We start from the raw sequence: 16,422 nt of genomic DNA, 5'->3' as shown, positions 1-16,422 counted from the left end.
CTTGGGTGAATCCATAATCGACTCGATCTTTCAGGTCGATGTACAGCGCCAGACATCTCGGTCGGCTCCCTCTTCCTCGGGAGAGGGGACTGACCGGGGGATATTGGAGAGATACACCGACCTGATCCTGCTTGGTTGAATCCATAATCGACTCGATCTTTCAGGTCGATGTACAGCGCCAGACATCTCGGTCGGCTCCCTCTCCCTCGGGAGAGGGCTGGGGTGAGGGGCGAGCCAGGCACAAATCCCCAAGCCAACCCGCAGGCAAAAAAAAGCCCCGCATCGCGGGGCTCTTTCATCGTGCGTCGAATCAGCTGCCTTTAACGGCTTTGCCGTTGACCGTGCCGTCGAGGAGCATGATGTTGTACTCCTTGCCGTCGGTTTCAACCTGTTGCAGGCGAACCAGCAGGTAATCCCAATCCTTGGCGAACCACAGGACGGTGATGCGCTTGCTTTGTGTCGGATCGCGAACGCGCTCGACCTTGATCGCATCGATCTGGCCAGCCTTGGTTTCGACTTTCTCCGAACCCAGCACGCGGAAGTCGTAGGTATCGACTTCGCCATCATCGACTACCTGATAGCTCATGCTTTTCTTGCCGGCAGCCACATCATGCTGCAGCGCCAGTTGGTAGGTGGATTTGTCGACCATGCCACGGTTCAGCGGGATCTTCACCGCGTCGCCGCGATCAGTGCCGGTCACCAGTTTGTTGGCCCAGTCGAAGTCCAGATCAGCTTTTTTCGCTTTGCCCAGACCGCCACGTTCGAAGTGGTAGGACTGTGGCAGCAAGGTGTCCTTGTCCAGGGTCAGGGTGCTTTCTTCGCTCAGGCTGGCGATCATCATCGATGCCTTGAAGCTGAGTTTCCAGACGCCGTTGGCTTCCTTGGTCAAACTGCGCGAGGCGGTGCCGCTCATCGGCAGCTGTTTCCAGTCGGCGGTGTAGCTGGCGGAGAACGGTTGAAGGTCTGCTGCCTGTGCGAAGGGCAGGGCAAACAAGGCGCAAGCGAGAAGCAGGGCGCGACGCATAAAATCTCCTAGTGTCGAATCAAGTGGCCGCTGGCCGCGAGTAACTGGCCATCCAGTAAAGCACCGTCCGTACCGAGGGCCAGCCGGCCTTCAGCAAACCAGCGTATGGCCATCGGGTAGATCAGGTGTTCCTGAACGTGTACCCGCTGCGCCAGACTCTGCGGCGAATCGTGCAACTCTACCGGTATTACTGCCTGTACGACCAGTGGTGCGCCATCGAGTTCCTCGGTGACGAAGTGCACGGAGCAGCCGTGCTCCGTGTCGCCGGCTTCCAGCGCGCGCTGATGAGTGTGTAACCCTTTGTATTTGGGTAGCAGCGACGGATGGATGTTGAGCAGGCGTCCTTGGTAATGGCGAACGAAATCAGCGCTGAGAATGCGCATGAAACCGGCCAGTACCACGAGTTTGGGTTGGAATTCGTCGATCAGTTTGATCAGGGCAGCATCGAAGGCCTCACGACCTTCGAATGCCTTGTGATCCAGCGAGCGGGTAGCAATACCCGCGTCTCTGGCGCGTTGCAGGCCGTACGCGTCGGCGCGGTTGGAAATCACCGCAGCGATGCGAACCGGGCTGTCGCCGGCTCGCGTGCTGTCGATCAAAGCCTGCAAGTTACTGCCGGTGCCGGACAACAGCACCACGACATCACAGGGTGCGGACATTAATGAGCCTTAAGATTCTGCAGATCAACCTGAGCTGCGCCTTCGGCGGCAGCAGCGATCTGACCGATCACCCAAGGCTGCTCGCCAGCGTCACGCAGGGTGTTCAGGGCGACTTCAACGTGCTCCTGAGCCACACAGATGACCATGCCAACGCCGCAGTTCAGTACGCGGTGCATCTCGGTTTCGTCAACGTTGCCTTGCTCTTGCAGCCAGTCGAACACGGCCGGGCGAGTCCAGCTGGCGACGTCAACAACAGCCTGAGCGCCTTTTGGCAGAACGCGCGGGATGTTGTCGAGCAGGCCGCCACCGGTGATGTGGGCCATGGCTTTGACGGCGCCGGTGTCTTTGATCAGCTTGAGCAGCGGCTTCACGTAGATGCGGGTCGGGGCCATCAGCAGGTCGGTCAACGGTTTGCCGTCGAGCTGGATGTTTTCGATGTCAGCACCGGAGACTTCGATGATCTTGCGGATCAGCGAGTAGCCGTTCGAGTGCGGGCCGGACGATGGCAGCGCGATCAGTGCGTCACCGGTGGCGACTTTCGAACCGTCGATGATTTCAGCTTTTTCCACAACGCCGACGCAGAAGCCGGCCAGGTCGTAGTCTTCGCCTTCGTACATGCCTGGCATTTCAGCGGTTTCGCCGCCAACCAGCGAGCAACCCGACAGTTCGCAGCCAGCGCCGATGCCGGTTACCACTTGGGTCGCGGTCTCGACATTGAGTTTGCCGGTGGCGTAGTAGTCGAGGAAGAACAGTGGCTCAGCGCCGCACACCACCAAGTCGTTGACGCACATGGCGACCAGGTCGATGCCGATGCTGTCGTGCTTGTTCAGGTTCAGTGCCAGACGCAGCTTGGTGCCGACGCCGTCGGTGCCGGAAACCAGCACTGGCTGCTTGTAGCCGGCCGGGATTTCGCAGAGGGCGCCGAAACCGCCCAGGCCGCCCATGACTTCCGGGCGCGCAGTGCGCTTGGCGACGCTCTTGATGCGTTCGACCAATGCTTCACCGGCGTCGATGTCTACACCGGCGTCCTTGTAGCTCAGGGAGGGTTGCTTGCTCATGATCCAGGCCTTTAGGGGAGGGGATTCAGGGGTAACGACCGAGTTCAGCGGGAACATCGAAATCGAGGGGGCGAGTGCCTCACGCGAGTTTCGAGGGGCCCGGCTGTTGCCGGTCTGCGAAGGCGCGCGATTTTATCAGGCTTGAGGGGCAGCGGCCATCCTCGCACCGACGGGCAGGGCCATTATCTCGGGAAATTTTTTGCAATTAAGGCGTATCACTGCCTGTATAAGGTGTGGCAATTAACCGTCTATCGTTATCACTACGTAAAAACTTACCGCCGCCGTGTGAATGTTTTGCGAGGGTCAAGGGTCACAGCCTTGCTTAACCGGTTCACGCGGCCTGTTCCAGCCGCTCCTGTCGACGGGAATTTTCCATGCTTTTTCGTAAATTGTTGGTTGTGGGTTGTTTGTCTGTGGTCAGCCTGGCGAGTCATGCCGAAAACCTCAAAGGTCTCTATCAAGTCAGTCAGCCGGTCACCAGCCAGGCGCCGGAGGAGCGTGATCGCGCCACTCAAGCCGCACTGGACACGTTGGTGTTGCGCCTGACCGGTGACCCGAAAGCTGCGCAAAATCCCGGGCTGGCGGATATTCGCAAGAATCCGCAGCAGATCATCACTCAGTTCGGCTTCGACGCCGGGCCGCCGGAGGTGCTCAAGGTCAACTTCGATCCGAACGCTACCGAGCAGGCCTTGCGCCGCGCCGGGCTGTCGATGTGGGGCGCCAGTCGGCCGTCGATCCTGAGCTGGTGGCTGAACGAGTCAGCTGACGGCACGTATCTGGTGGGTGATGGTCAATCGACTGCCGGGCCGTTGCGTGTGGCGGCTCAGCATCGTGGTTTGCCGCTGCGTTTGCCGTTGGCGGATCTGAGTGAACAACTGGTCGCGACTGCGCCGGCGCTGGAAGGTACGGATCCGGGGCCGTTGCGCGGGGTTTCCGAACGCTACAACGCCGATGCCTTGCTGGCCGTGCATGCGCGCGAAGAAGGCGGGCAGTGGCAGGCGAAATGGCATTTGTGGCTGGGTGAGCAGAAAGAGGCCGGCACGGTGCAGGGCGCCGATCAGGCTGCTGTGGCCGATGCGGTGATGCTGGCGGTGGCTGAGCGTCTGGCGCCACGTTTTGTTGCCAAGCCTGGTGCGTCGGGGCAGCAGACTCTGGAAGTGCAGGGCATGAATCTTGAGCATTATGCGGCGCTGTTGCGGTTACTCGAACCGTTTGGCGTGCGTCTGCAGAGTGTCGATGGCGATCGCATCGTCTATCGGGTCAATGGCAGTGCCGACCAGATGCGCGCGCAGTTGTCGCTGGCGAAGTTGCAGGAATTGCCGGCCGAAGCGCCTGCGCCGGTCGCGCCGCCGCAGCCTGCGGTGGCAGGTGCAGCACCGGTCGCGGCTCCGGCCCCGACACCGGCAGCACCGTCGTTACGGTTTCGCTGGTAAGTCTTTCCTTATATAGAAGCAGGAGTGGTTCATGGCCGATACGCGGCGTTGGTTCTGGCTCGGTGGGGTTGTCCTGCTTTGCGCGTTTGTATGGTTGCTGCACCCGATCCTCACGCCGTTTCTGGTGGCGCTGCTGCTCGCGTATCTGTTCGATCCGCTGGTGGATCGCCTGGAGAAGCTTGGGCTGTCGCGTACGTGGGGCGTGATCGCGGTGTTTGCTTTGTTCACCCTGATCGTCACCACGCTGTTGCTGGTGCTGGTACCGATGCTCGCCAAGCAGTTGCTGCGTTTGTACGAACTGGCGCCGCAAATGCTCGACTGGCTGCAACACACGGCGCTGCCGTGGGCACAGGCGAAGCTTGGGCTGTCGGACGGTTTCTGGAAGTTCGACAAGGTCAAAGCGGCCATCAGCGAACACATGGGACAGACCACCGACATCGTCAGTGTAGTGCTGAGTCAGGCCACGGCGTCGAGTCTGGCGTTGATCGGTCTGTTGGCGAATCTGGTGCTGATCCCGGTGGTGAGTTTCTACTTGCTGCGCGACTGGGACGTGATGATGGCCAAGATCCGCAGCCTGCTGCCACGTGATCGCGAAGAGCGCGTGGTAGCGTTGGCCGGTGAATGTCATGAGGTGCTGGGCGCGTTTGTGCGTGGTCAGTTGCTGGTGATGCTCGCGCTGGGCGTGATCTATGCGGCGGGCCTGATGATCGTCGGTCTGGAGCTGGGGCTGTTGATCGGCCTGATCGCGGGTCTGGCGGCGATCGTGCCTTATATGGGCTTCGTGATTGGTATCGGTGCGGCGCTGATTGCCGGTTTGTTCCAGTTTGGTGGCGATTTGTACCCGATGGTCGGCATCGTTGCGGTGTTCATGGTCGGTCAGGCGCTGGAAGGCATGGTGCTGACACCGTTGCTGGTCGGCGACCGCATCGGCCTGCACCCGGTGGCGGTGATCTTCGCGATTCTGGCCGGTGGCGAGCTGTTTGGTTTTACCGGTGTACTGCTGGCGCTGCCGGTGGCAGCGGTGATCATGGTCTTGGTGCGCCATATGCACGATTTGTATAAAGACTCTGATATGTACAGCGGAGTGGATGAGCCGGAGTTGTAATCACGACGGACAGCCCGGCGGTGCGCCGGGTTGGCCCGTGTCATGCAGGTGATTGCGTCAGAGAAACTGTCATAAAACCAGTGTGTTAACGCAAACCTTTGATTTTGCTTGGGGTCTGCTGCATTGTGCGCTCCGCCTCACGGGTATAAACTTCGCAAACTTTACACAGAGGCCACTAACGGTTCCTTGAGAACTGTTCAGTCAGCATGAAACCGATTCAGCTGCCCCTAGGTGTACGTCTGCGTGACGACGCCACCTTTATCAACTACTACCCAGGCGCCAATGCCGCTGCACTCGGCTATGTCGAGCGCCTATGCGAAGCCGACGCCGGCTGAACCGAAAGCCTGATTTATCTTTGGGGCAAGCACGGGGTAGGGCGTACGCATCTGTTGCAGGCTGCGTGTCTGCGCTTCGAACAGATGGGCGAACCGGCGGTGTACCTGCCGTTGGCCGAGTTGATGGATCGCGGTGTGGAAATCCTCGACAACCTTGAACAGTACGAACTGGTTTGCCTGGATGATTTGCAGGTGATTGCCGGCAAGGCTGACTGGGAAGAGGCGATGTTTCACCTGTTCAACCGCTTGCGTGACAGCGGTCGACGGTTGTTGATTGCGGCGGCAACCTCGCCGCGTGAATTGCCGGTCAAACTGGCCGACCTCAAATCGCGCCTGACGCTGGCGCTGATTTTCCAGATGCGCCCCCTCTCCGATGAAGACAAGTTGCGTGCTCTGCAATTGCGCGCGTCACGTCGCGGTCTGCACCTGACCGATGAAGTCGGGCATTTCATTCTGACTCGCGGTACCCGCAGCATGAGCGCGTTGTTTGATCTGCTCGAACAGCTCGATCAGGCCTCGCTGCAAGCTCAGCGCAAGCTGACAATTCCCTTCCTTAAAGAAACTCTCGGTTGGTAGCCAGCCCTTTGTCTCTGCGGCTTTTAGCACGTTTCGGCATATTTCAGGCGTCAGAAAAAGCGCTTTCCTGCACCGGGTGCAGGCCGCGTAACGAGTGAAATGGGCTTAAGCGCTTAGATGTAAACGAGAAACCGAGAAGTCACAAAAAGATCGATTGAATTTGCAAATGAGGTTGATAGCGGGCATAGTCTCGGCTTCTTTACAACTATCAGCCACGGTCGTGCCCATGCTAAAGCGCTTCGCACCCCTCGTGCCTCTCGCACTCGTCACCCTGTTGTACGGTTGCGCTGCTCATTCTCCAGTTCAAGAGCAGCCTCAACAGGTTAAAAATTCTTCCACTGCTCAGTCTTCCGTTATTTATCAGGAAGAGCTGGCTACCGAAAAAGAACTCGCAGACTTCAGCGGCAGCAAGCCGTATGAATTGCCGGTTCTGGCCGACAGCATTCTCGAACGCGGCATGTCCCTGATCGGTACCCGTTACCGTTTCGGCGGTACCTCTGAAGCCGGTTTCGACTGCAGCGGTTTCATCGGTTACCTGTTCCGCGAAGAAGCCGGCATGAATCTGCCGCGCTCCACCCGCGAAATGATCAACGTAGACGCACCACTGGTCTCGCGTAGCGATCTGGAACCGGGCGATCTGCTGTTCTTCGCCACCAATGGTCGTCGCGGTCGTGTCAGTCACGCCGGGATCTACCTGGGCGACAACCAGTTCATTCACTCCAGCAGTCGTCGTAGCGGCGGTGTTCGCATCGACAACCTCGGTGACAGCTACTGGAGCAAGACCTTCATCGAAGCCAAGCGTGCACTCGCCATGGCCCCGACCGTGTTCACCGCTCGCAAGTAATTCCCCCGTTGTCGCCGCGTTCGCGGCGACAAAACGGTTCCCGGCAAGGGAGTAGACCTATACTTTACAAGGTGAAGTTAAAGTCTTACTTGAAGTTTGCCGCGTAGCCGCTAGAATCCTGAATCTATATTGATGGCAAACCGCCTGCGTGCGTACGCAGGCGGTTTTGTTTTCTGCCCAATCGGCAGAATTAGCCGCAGCCAGATCAGGATGTTCTGCTTATGACCACGTCGGCCCGCCTCGTTTTGATCGCCTTCGCAGCGCTGCTCAGCGCTTGCGCCAGTCGCACACCGCCGCCTGCGCCGGTGGTTCGCGCCCCGATCGTGTTCGCCCCCTCAGAATCTTTTTCGCCTGCTGCTGAAGACGTGCTGTTTCGCGCGCTCGGCCTGGTTGGCACGCCGTATCGCTGGGGCGGCAATACGCCGGATTCGGGATTTGATTGTAGTGGCCTGATCGGCTTTGTTTACCGCGACGCGGCGGGTATCAACCTGCCACGCACCACGCGCGACCTGATCGTGATGCAGGCACCGAATGTCGGTAAGGAAGGCTTGCAGACCGGCGACCTGATCTTCTTCGCCACCAATGGTGGTTCGCAGGTCAGTCATGCGGGGATTTACGTTGGCGAAGGACGCTTCGTGCATGCGCCGGCAACGGGTGGGACGGTGAAGCTGGACAGTCTGTCGAAAGCGTATTGGCAGAAGGCTTATCTGAGTGCGAAGCGTGTGTTGCAGCCGGAGCATCTGGCGCGTAACCCGTAATCAGGCCAACACAAAACCCAATGTGGGAGCGAGCCTGCTCGCGAATGCGTAGTTTCAGTCACCCTTGAGTCGACTGATAGACCGCTTTCGCGAGCAGGCTCGCTCCCACATTTGTTATGTGTACGGCGCTAAGTTATTTGGTAGAAGATACTCGCCAAACCTTGTTGCCCACATCATCCGCCACCAGCAAGCCACCTTGCTGATCGATCACCACGCCCACCGGGCGACCCAGCGCGTTCTCATCTTTGTCGAGAAAACCGGTCAACACATCCACCGGTGTCCCACTCGGTTTGCCGCCGGCAAACGGCACGAAAATCACTTTATAACCACTGTGCGGTTTACGGTTCCACGAGCCGTGCTGGCCGATAAACGCGCCTTCCTTGAACTGCGCCGGCAAGGTGTTGCCTTCGGCGAAGGTCAGGCCCAAAGACGCCGTGTGCGGGCCGACCGCGTAATCCGGGGCGATGGCTTTGGCCACCAGATCCAGATTCTGCGGATTCACTCGAACATCGACATGCTGGCCGTAATAACTGAACGGCCAGCCGTAAAAGCCGCCGTCCTTCACCGAGGTGATGTAGTCCGGCACCAGATCGCTGCCAATCTCGTCACGCTCATTCACCGCCGTCCACAGCGCGCCGCTGGTAGGCTCCCACGCTAAGCCATTGGGGTTGCGGATGCCTGAAGCGAAGATCCGGTGATTACCGGTCGCGCGATCCACTTCCCAGATCGCCGCGCGGCCTTCTTCTTGATCCAGACCATTTTCGCCGACGTTGCTGTTCGAGCCGACGGTGACGTACAGCTTGCTGCCGTCCTTGCTGGCGATGACGTTTTTCGTCCAGTGATGGTTGAGCGTGCCGCCGGGCAAGTCAGTCACTTTGATCGGCTGCGTTTTGATCTCGGTCGCGCCGGGCTCGTAGTTGAAGCGCAGCAAACGATCGGTGTCAGCGACGTACAAGTCATTGCCAACCAGTGTCATGCCAAACGGCGAATTGAGGTTCTGCAAAAACACCGTGCGCGTTTCGGCGACGCCATCGTGGTCAGCGTCGCGCAGCAAAGTGATGCGATTCGGGCTCGGTACGCCGGCGCCGGCCTTGCCCATGACTTTCTTCATCACCCAGCCTTTTATGCCTTTGCTGTCGTCCGGTTTCGGCGGGGCATTGGTTTCTGCCACCAGCACATCGCCGTTGGGTAGCACGTACATCCAGCGCGGATGATCGAGGCCTTCGGCAAACGCTGCGACTTGCGTACCGGCCGCCGCTGTCGGTTTGCCACCTTCGGGCCAGCCAATCGCCGGGGCGATGTTCACGGTGGGGATCAGGGTTTTGTTCGGTTCGGGCAGTTTCGGCGAAGGGCCGGTGCCGTCGGAGACTTGCAGGCTGGAGGTTTCACCACACGCGGCGAGCCCTCCGGCCAGAGCGATGACAAAAACGAGCTGGGGCTTGCGCATGACTGATCTTCCCTATGAATGCGTTCTTAATCATAGAGGAGGGCGCAAGCCCGATGGTTCAACCTCAGCCGCGAGCCTCTTTGAACAGCACGGCGATGCCGGGGTGATAGTTGCCGGCCTCGCTGCGCAATTTGCGGTAGGCGTAGGGGAAATACCAGGCGACCGCGCAAGTATGTTCCTTTTGCAAGTCGTCGACCATGTCCTGCAGTTCTTCGGGGCTGGCACTCTGCTGGGCTTTTTGCGGGGCGACGAACAGACAGCCGAGCTTGAGATCGCTGGCGAAGCTGATGCGTTTGGCATCGCTGGTGATGTCGAGAAGTGCCTGAGTCAGGTTGAGGTTGTTCACTCGCGGCCAGCGCTGCGTGGCCTGAAGGTAAGCGCGGTCTTCTGGCCCTGCGATGAACAGATCGGCGCGGGCATTGCGCTCGCCGTCTTCGTTTTGCTTGCGCGTGGCGGTGTCGTTGAGGGTGACCAGTTCGGCCATCCAGGCCGCCGCGGTCAGCAAGCCGAGATTGGCTTTCTCGTCATGCCAGTACGGCGTGTCGCTGTCGCCGCGCACGGCGTTGTAACGGTCGATACAGTCAAACCAGCGTTCAAGCATCGGGCGCAGGAATTCCAGGCGCGGGTTGCTGATGATCATGCCTTGCATCGTCATCATCCTTATTCTTGTGAGTTGCTTTTATGGAAAAGCATGGCTCTTTGATATCATTTGTAACAGCCTTGCACAAGATTGCCGCCCGATAATTGATCAACGGCAGATAATCGTCCGTCAGCCCCCTCTTTAATTGACGCTCCACCCCCAACCCTCTAACCTTCGCGGCTTGTTTCAGGTGCTCTGTGACCCGCGTCGACAGAGTGAAACAGGGAAGCCGGTGAGGGTTGCCTTCAAGCGAAGAATGATCACGATCCCGGCGCTGCCCCCGCAACGGTAAATGAGTAAAAGCTGCGCCATGAGCCACTGCCTCGACAGAAGCGGGAAGGCGCGCAGCCAGGCCAATGCCGCTCATGAGCCCGGAGACCGGCCTGATCCATCCAGCGGCATCACGGTGGGCGATGCCAGGCTTTTTGCCGTCTATTCTTGTGCCTGCCCGCCGTTATCCAGCCTCAACGGAGAGCTCCCCATGACTGATTCCCCCGAGCGCGACGAACGCCATCTGGCGCGTATGCAGCGCAAAAAAGCCGTGATCGACGAACGCATCGCCAACTCGCCCGACGAGTGCGGCCTGGTGCTGGTGCTCACCGGCAATGGCAAAGGCAAAAGCAGCTCGGCGTTCGGCATGCTGGCCCGTGCCATGGGCCACGGCATGCAGTGCGGCGTGGTGCAATTCATCAAGGGCCGCAACAGCACCGGCGAAGAATTGTTTTTCCGCCGCTTCCCCGAACAAGTGCGCTTCCACGTGATGGGCGAGGGCTTCACCTGGGAAACCCAGGATCGTCAGCGCGACATCGCCGCCGCCGAAGCTGCGTGGGCCGTGTCCCGCGAACTGCTGCGCGATCCGTCGATCGGTCTCGTAGTGCTTGATGAACTGAACATCGCCCTCAAACACGGCTACCTCGATCTCGACCAGGTGCTCAGCGATTTGCAGGCACGTCCGCCGATGCAGCACGTGATCGTCACCGGTCGTGCGGCCAAGCCGGAAATGATCGAAATGGGCGACACGGTCACCGAAATGGGCATGCTTAAACACGCCTTCCAGGCCGGCATCAAAGCGCAGAAAGGCGTCGAACTTTGAATCAACCACGTCACTGCCCGGCGGTACTCATCGCCGCGCCGGCCTCCGGTCAGGGCAAGACCACCGTCACCGCCGCGCTCGCCCGTTTGCATCGCAATCAGGGGCGCAAGGTGCGCGTGTTCAAATGCGGCCCGGACTTTCTCGACCCGATGATCCTCGAGCGCGCCAGCGGTGCGCCGGTGTATCAACTGGACATGTGGATGGTCGGCGAGCAGGAAAGTCGTCGGCTGTTGTGGGAAGCCGCCGCCGAGGCGGATCTGATTTTGATCGAAGGCGTGATGGGGCTGTTCGATGGCACGCCCTCCAGCGCTGATCTGGCGCGGCATTTTGGTGTGCCGGTGCTCGGCGTGATCGACGGCACAGCGATGGCGCAGACCTTTGGTGCGCTGGCGCTGGGACTGGCCAAGTATCAGCCGGATCTGCCATTTGCCGGCGTGCTGGCCAATCGTGTTGGCACCTTGCGCCATGCGCAGTTGCTCGAAGGCAGTCTCACTGAAGGTTTGCGTTGGTACGGCGCGTTGTCGCGCGAGACCGGTATCGAACTGCCGAGCCGGCATCTTGGTCTGGTGCAGGCCAGCGAATTGAATGACCTTGATGTGCGTCTCGACGCCGCCGCCGAAGCGCTCGCCAGCAGTTGCGAGGTAGCGCTGCCACCGGCCGTGGAATTTGCCGCGCCTGACGTGATTGCTGTCGAGCCGTTGCTGAAAAATGTGCGCATTGCCGTCGCCCGTGATGAGGCGTTCGCCTTTACTTATGGCGCGAGTCTGGATCTATTGCGTGCGATGGGCGCCGAGTTGAGCTTCTTCTCGCCGATCCGCGATACGCAATTGCCTGAGGCGGATAGCGTGTATCTACCGGGTGGTTATCCGGAATTGCATCACGTCGCGCTGTCGCAGAACACCGCGATGGTTGCGGCGATCCGTGCGCATCATGCGGCGGGGAAACCGTTGCTCGCTGAGTGTGGCGGGATGTTGTATTTGCTCGATTCGTTGACTGATGTTGAAGGCATACGCGCGGAATTGGTCGGGTTGCTCAAGGGCGACGCGGTGATGCAAAAGCGTCTGGCCGCGTTGGCGTTGCAAGCGGTAGATCTGCCGGAAGGCTCGTTGCGTGGGCACACGTATCATCATTCGTTGACCACGACTGAACTGACGCCGATTGCTCGAGGTTTGAGTCCAAATGGAGGGCGAGGGGCTGAGGCGGTTTATCGTGAGGGGCGGATGACGGCTTCTTATGTGCACTTTTATTTTCCGTCGAATCCGACTGCGATTGCCGCATTGTTTGCGCCAGATCGTGAGGCCGCCTTCGCGAGCAAGCCCGCTCCCACAGTTGAAACGGTGGTGACTGAAGCAATGCAATCCCCTGTGGGAGCGGGCTTGCTCGCGAAAGGGCCATGACAGACAACGCATTTTCAGAGGCGGAACGCGAAGCGGTGTATCGGGCAATAGCCGAACGCCGCGACATGCGCCATTTCACCGGCGGCAGCGTCGAACCGGATCTGCTACGCCGACTTCTGGAAGCCGCCCACCAAGCCCCAAGCGTCGGCCTGATGCAGCCCTGGCGCTTCATCCGCATCAGCGACCGCACTTTGCGCAGCCAAATCCAGCACCTCGTCGAAGAAGAACGCATCCGCACCGCCGAGGCCCTCGGTGAGCGCAGCGACGAGTTCATGAAGCTCAAAGTCGAAGGCATCAACGACTGCGCCGAAGTGTTGGTCGCGGCGCTGATGGATGATCGCGAAAAACACATCTTCGGCCGTCGTACGTTGCCGGAAATGGACATGGCCTCGTTGTCCTGCGCGATTCAGAATCTGTGGCTGGCCTCGCGCGCCGAGGGTTTGGGCATGGGCTGGGTCTCGCTGTTCGAACCGCAAGCGCTGGCGGATTTGTTGAAACTGCCGGCAGGCGCCAAGCCGCTGGCGGTTTTGTGTCTGGGCCCGGTCAAGGAATTCTATCCGGCGCCGATGCTGGTACTCGAAGGGTGGGCGCAGGCGCGGCCGCTGAATGAGTTGCTGTATGAAAATTATTGGGGAGTGAGTCAATGAGTGTGGCGTTGTTGAGTGTCGCCGCGGTGGCGCTGGATGCGCTGCTCGGTGAACCGAAACGCTGGCATCCGCTGGTGGCGTTCGGCAATTTCGCCGGGCGCATCGAGCAACGTTTCAACGGTGAAGGGCGCGGCTGGCGCAGTCATGGCGTCACCGCGTGGGTGATCGCCGTGCTGCCGCTGACACTGCTGGCGACGGCGTTTTCCTGGGCGCCTTATGTCGGTTGGATCGTCGAGATTCTCGCGTTGTATTGCGCCCTCGGCATGCGCAGCCTCGGCGAGCATGTCGCGCCGGTCGCTGCGGCGTTGCGCGCGGATGATCTGGACGAGGCGCGCACGCGAGTCGGCTATCTGGTCAGTCGTCAGACCGATGAACTCGACAGCACTGCGGTCGCCCGTGCCGCCACCGAATCAGTGCTGGAAAACGGCAGCGACGCGGTGTTCGCCGCACTGTTCTGGTTTGTCGTGGCCGGTGCGCCCGGCGTGGTGCTCTATCGCTTGAGCAATACGCTCGACGCGATGTGGGGCTATCGCAACGAACGTTTCGAACGCTTCGGCTGGGCGGCGGCAAAAATCGACGACGTGTTGAACTACATTCCTGCGCGTCTGGTGGCATTGACCTACGCAGTGCTCGGCAAAACCCGACTCGCCTTGAAGTGCTGGCGCACACAGGCGCCGAAGTGGGACAGCCCCAACGCCGGCCCGGTGATGGCCGCAGGCGCCGGTGCGCTCGGTGTGGAGCTGGGTGGCCCGGCGATTTACCACGGCGAACTGCACGAGCGTCCGCAACTGGGCGAAGGCGCTCCCGCCAACGCCGATTCCATCGACCGTGGCTGGCAATTGGTGCAGCGCGGGGTATGGTTATGGTTGCTGATTCTCTGCGTGGGGGCTGAATTCTATGCTTGAGCACGGTGGCCGGCTGCGCAAGGCTGCACTCGATTACGGTATCGCCGAAGCCGACTGGCTCGACCTGTCCAGCGGACTCGCGCCGTGGCCATTTCCGATCCCGGAAATCCCCTTGCGTGCCTGGGCCCGTTTGCCGGAAACCGATGACGGTCTGGAACAAGCCGCGTGCGATTACTACGGAGCAAACCAGGTACTGCCGGTGGCCGGTTCGCAGATGGCCATTCAGTTGCTGCCGCGTTTGCGTCGCGCCGGCAAGGTCGGCGTGTTATCGCCGTGCTATGCCGAACACGCTGAAGCCTGGCGCCGCAACGGTTACATCGTGCGCGAAGTGCAGGAGCAGGAAGTCGAGTTCTATCTGGACAACCTCGACGTGCTGGTGGTGGTCAATCCGAACAATCCAACCGGCCTGAGCCTGACCCCGGCGAAGTTGCTCGACTGGCATGCGCGACTGGCGCAGCGCGGCGGCTGGCTGGTGGTCGATGAAGCGTTCATGGACAACACGCCGCAGTTGAGCCTGGCGGCGCACGCGCATCAGGTCGGACTGATCGTGTTGCGTTCGTTCGGCAAGTTTTTCGGCTTGGCCGGTGTACGTTTGGGCTTTGTATTGGCCGAGCGCAAATTGCTCCGTTTGCTCGCCGAACAGGTCGGGCCGTGGGTCGTCAGCGGGCCGACGCGGGTGCTCGGTCAAGCCTGTCTGCAAGACACTGAAAATCACAAACGCCAACGCATTCGCAGCGATGAAGCGAGCGAACGGCTGGCGACGCTGCTTGAGCGCTACGGCTTCAAACCGCAGGGCGGCTGCGCGTTGTTTCAGTGGCTGATCACTGATCAAGCGCAAACGCTGTACGAATTCATGGCCCGACGCGGCATTCTTCTGCGCCTCTTCACGCACAACAGCAGCCTGCGTTTCGGCTTGCCTGCCGACGCGGCGGAAGAGGCGCGTCTCGAACAGGCTTTCATCGCTTTTACCAAGGACAAACCATGACCACCCTGATGGTGCAGGGCACCACATCCGACGCCGGCAAAAGCACGCTGGTGACGGCGCTGTGCCGCTGGGCGACGCGTCAAGGCGTCGCGGTTGTGCCGTTCAAACCGCAGAACATGGCGCTCAACAGCGCCGTGACGGCGGACGGTGGCGAGATCGGTCGCGCGCAAGCGGTGCAGGCGCAAGCGGCGTTTCTCGAACCGCACACCGACATGAACCCGGTGCTGCTCAAACCGAACAGCGACACCGGCGCGCAAGTGATCATTCATGGTCGTGCGGTGACGTCGATGAACGCCGTGGCCTATCACGACTACAAAGCCATCGCGATGAAAGCAGTTTTGGCTTCTCACGAGCGACTCAGCGCCGCGTATCCGCTAGTGATGGTTGAGGGCGCGGGCTCGCCGGCCGAGATCAATCTGCGTGCCGGCGACATTGCCAACATGGGTTTCGCCGAAGCGGTGGATTGCCCGGTGCTGCTGATTGCCGACATCAATCGCGGCGGGGTGTTTGCCCATCTGGTCGGCACGCTGGAGTTGCTCTCGCCGAGCGAACAGGTGCGGGTCAAAGGCTTCATCATCAACCGTTTTCGCGGCGACATCGCCTTGCTGCAACCGGGCCTTGATTGGCTGGAGGAGCGCACCGGCAAACCGGTGGTGGGCGTGTTGCCGTACGTGATGGATCTGCATCTAGAAGCTGAAGACGGTATCGATCAGCGCCAGACCGACAAGGCTGAGCAAGTGCTGAAAGTGCTGGTGCCGGTGTTGCCGCGCATCAGCAACCACACCGATTTTGATCCGCTGCGTTTGCATCCGCAGGTCGACCTGCAATTTGTCGGACCGGGGCAGGCGATTCCTGCGGCCGATCTGATCATCCTGCCGGGCTCGAAAAGCGTGCGCAGCGATCTGGCGTATTTGCGCGCCAATGGCTGGGACACGGCGATCAATCGGCACTTGCGCTACGGCGGCAAAGTGCTGGGGATTTGTGGTGGTCTGCAGATGCTCGGTGAGCAGGTGCATGATCCGCTCGGTCTCGAAGGCGCGCCCGGTTCGAGTGCGGGTCTAAGTTTGCTGGCGTTTGCAACGACGCTTGAAGCCGAGAAGCAATTGCGCAATGTGCGTGGGCGGCTGGCGTTGGAAGATGCCGAAGTCAGTGGTTATGAAATTCATGCTGGCGTGACGACCGGGGCGGCGCTGGAGAATGCGGCGGTGCATCTGGATGATGGTCGTTGCGACGGTGCGCAGAGCGTTGATGGGCAGGTGTTTGGCACGTATCTGCATGGCTTGTTTGAGTCGCCGGCGGCGAGTGCGGCGCTGTTGCGTTGGGCCGGGTTGAGCGATGTGCAGGAAGTGGATTACCACGGGTTGCGCGAACGCGATATCGAGCGCTTGGCGGATTTGGTCGAGAAGCATTTGGATACCGATCTGTTGCGTCAGCTCTGTGGGATTTGAGCTGCCTGTGCCGGCCTATTCGCGAGCAAGCCCGCTCCCACATTTGGAATGCGGTCACCTGTGGGGAG

General features: G+C 60.2%; 15 protein-coding genes, 1 pseudogene and 1 riboswitch. Of the genes and pseudogenes, 11 read left to right on the top strand and 5 right to left on the bottom strand.

Features of this window, described 5'->3' with window-relative positions:
- Window positions 1-310: 310 nt before the first annotated feature.
- From ACZZ0D_RS15945 to purM, 3 genes are read right to left on the bottom strand one after another with little or no spacing between them, the layout of a single operon-like run.
- Complete coding sequence (locus ACZZ0D_RS15945; RefSeq protein ID WP_053118524.1) at window positions 311-1,024, bottom strand: DUF3108 domain-containing protein; 714 nt, start codon at window positions 1,022-1,024, stop codon at window positions 311-313.
- An 8-nt stretch (window positions 1,025-1,032) separates the two neighbouring features.
- Entirely contained in the window at window positions 1,033-1,683 is a 651-nt protein-coding gene (gene purN, locus ACZZ0D_RS15940) for a phosphoribosylglycinamide formyltransferase (RefSeq protein ID WP_463553751.1), read from the bottom strand.
- Window positions 1,683-2,741, bottom strand: a complete 1,059-nt coding sequence (gene purM, locus ACZZ0D_RS15935) for a phosphoribosylformylglycinamidine cyclo-ligase (RefSeq protein WP_053118528.1) — start codon at window positions 2,739-2,741, stop codon at window positions 1,683-1,685. The genes purN and purM overlap by 1 nt, the downstream gene beginning before the upstream one ends.
- Window positions 2,742-3,115: 374 nt before the next feature.
- On the opposite strand from purM, the gene ACZZ0D_RS15930 reads away from it, so the two are divergent.
- From ACZZ0D_RS15930 to ACZZ0D_RS15910, 5 genes and pseudogenes are all read left to right on the top strand, one after another.
- Entirely contained in the window at window positions 3,116-4,174 is a 1,059-nt protein-coding gene (locus ACZZ0D_RS15930) for a DUF2066 domain-containing protein (RefSeq protein ID WP_212550933.1), read from the top strand.
- Between the two features lie 31 nt (window positions 4,175-4,205).
- Window positions 4,206-5,279, top strand: a complete 1,074-nt coding sequence (locus tag ACZZ0D_RS15925; protein WP_053118532.1) for an AI-2E family transporter — start codon at window positions 4,206-4,208, stop codon at window positions 5,277-5,279.
- Between the two features lie 206 nt (window positions 5,280-5,485).
- Window positions 5,486-6,190 (top strand): annotated as a pseudogene (hda, locus tag ACZZ0D_RS15920) (DnaA regulatory inactivator Hda).
- 226 nt (window positions 6,191-6,416) lie between these two features.
- Window positions 6,417-7,034: a C40 family peptidase gene (locus ACZZ0D_RS15915; RefSeq protein WP_463553750.1), complete on the top strand. Its 618-nt coding sequence runs from the start codon at window positions 6,417-6,419 to the stop codon at window positions 7,032-7,034.
- Window positions 7,035-7,255: 221 nt separating this feature from the next.
- Complete coding sequence (locus ACZZ0D_RS15910; protein WP_053118536.1) at window positions 7,256-7,792, top strand: C40 family peptidase; 537 nt, start codon at window positions 7,256-7,258, stop codon at window positions 7,790-7,792.
- 133 nt (window positions 7,793-7,925) lie between these two features.
- Here the strand turns inward: ACZZ0D_RS15910 and ACZZ0D_RS15905 are convergent, their stop codons facing one another.
- Window positions 7,926-9,239 carry a PQQ-dependent sugar dehydrogenase gene (locus ACZZ0D_RS15905; protein ID WP_463553749.1) on the bottom strand — a complete coding sequence of 438 codons (1,314 nt, stop codon included), beginning with the start codon at window positions 9,237-9,239 and terminating at the stop codon, window positions 7,926-7,928.
- Between the two features lie 64 nt (window positions 9,240-9,303).
- Window positions 9,304-9,888 (bottom strand): hypothetical protein, encoded by a 585-nt coding sequence (locus tag ACZZ0D_RS15900; RefSeq protein WP_463553748.1) that lies wholly within the window; start codon window positions 9,886-9,888, stop codon window positions 9,304-9,306.
- Between the two features lie 162 nt (window positions 9,889-10,050).
- A riboswitch (cobalamin riboswitch) is annotated at window positions 10,051-10,280 on the top strand.
- A gap of 80 nt (window positions 10,281-10,360) precedes the next feature.
- Between ACZZ0D_RS15900 and cobO the strand changes: the two genes are divergently transcribed.
- The 6 genes from cobO to ACZZ0D_RS15870 are packed head-to-tail and all read left to right on the top strand — an operon-like array spanning window position 10,361 to window position 16,354.
- Window positions 10,361-10,972, top strand: a complete 612-nt coding sequence (gene cobO, locus ACZZ0D_RS15895; RefSeq protein WP_003223053.1) for a cob(I)yrinic acid a,c-diamide adenosyltransferase — start codon at window positions 10,361-10,363, stop codon at window positions 10,970-10,972.
- Window positions 10,969-12,369, top strand: a complete 1,401-nt coding sequence (locus ACZZ0D_RS15890) for a cobyrinate a,c-diamide synthase (RefSeq protein ID WP_463553747.1) — start codon at window positions 10,969-10,971, stop codon at window positions 12,367-12,369. The genes cobO and ACZZ0D_RS15890 overlap by 4 nt, the downstream gene beginning before the upstream one ends.
- Complete coding sequence (gene bluB, locus ACZZ0D_RS15885; protein ID WP_463553746.1) at window positions 12,366-13,016, top strand: 5,6-dimethylbenzimidazole synthase; 651 nt, start codon at window positions 12,366-12,368, stop codon at window positions 13,014-13,016. The genes ACZZ0D_RS15890 and bluB overlap by 4 nt, the downstream gene beginning before the upstream one ends.
- On the top strand, window positions 13,013-13,921 hold the full coding sequence (gene cbiB / locus ACZZ0D_RS15880; RefSeq protein ID WP_463553745.1) for an adenosylcobinamide-phosphate synthase CbiB: 909 nt from the start codon (window positions 13,013-13,015) through the stop codon (window positions 13,919-13,921). The genes bluB and cbiB overlap by 4 nt, the downstream gene beginning before the upstream one ends.
- The gene (cobD, locus tag ACZZ0D_RS15875) at window positions 13,914-14,906 is read left to right on the top strand and encodes a threonine-phosphate decarboxylase CobD (protein WP_463553744.1); all 993 of its coding nucleotides are present in this window, start codon (window positions 13,914-13,916) and stop codon (window positions 14,904-14,906) included. The genes cbiB and cobD overlap by 8 nt, the downstream gene beginning before the upstream one ends.
- The gene (locus tag ACZZ0D_RS15870; protein ID WP_463553743.1) at window positions 14,903-16,354 is read left to right on the top strand and encodes a cobyric acid synthase; all 1,452 of its coding nucleotides are present in this window, start codon (window positions 14,903-14,905) and stop codon (window positions 16,352-16,354) included. Before cobD ends, ACZZ0D_RS15870 begins: the two co-directional genes overlap by 4 nt.
- The last annotated feature ends 68 nt before the right edge of the window (window positions 16,355-16,422 follow it).

The sequence above is a fragment of the Pseudomonas sp. AC193 genome, from assembly GCF_979258075.1.
Note: the sequence above shows the minus strand (reverse complement) of the source record. Positions and strands in the feature narration are given on the sequence as shown.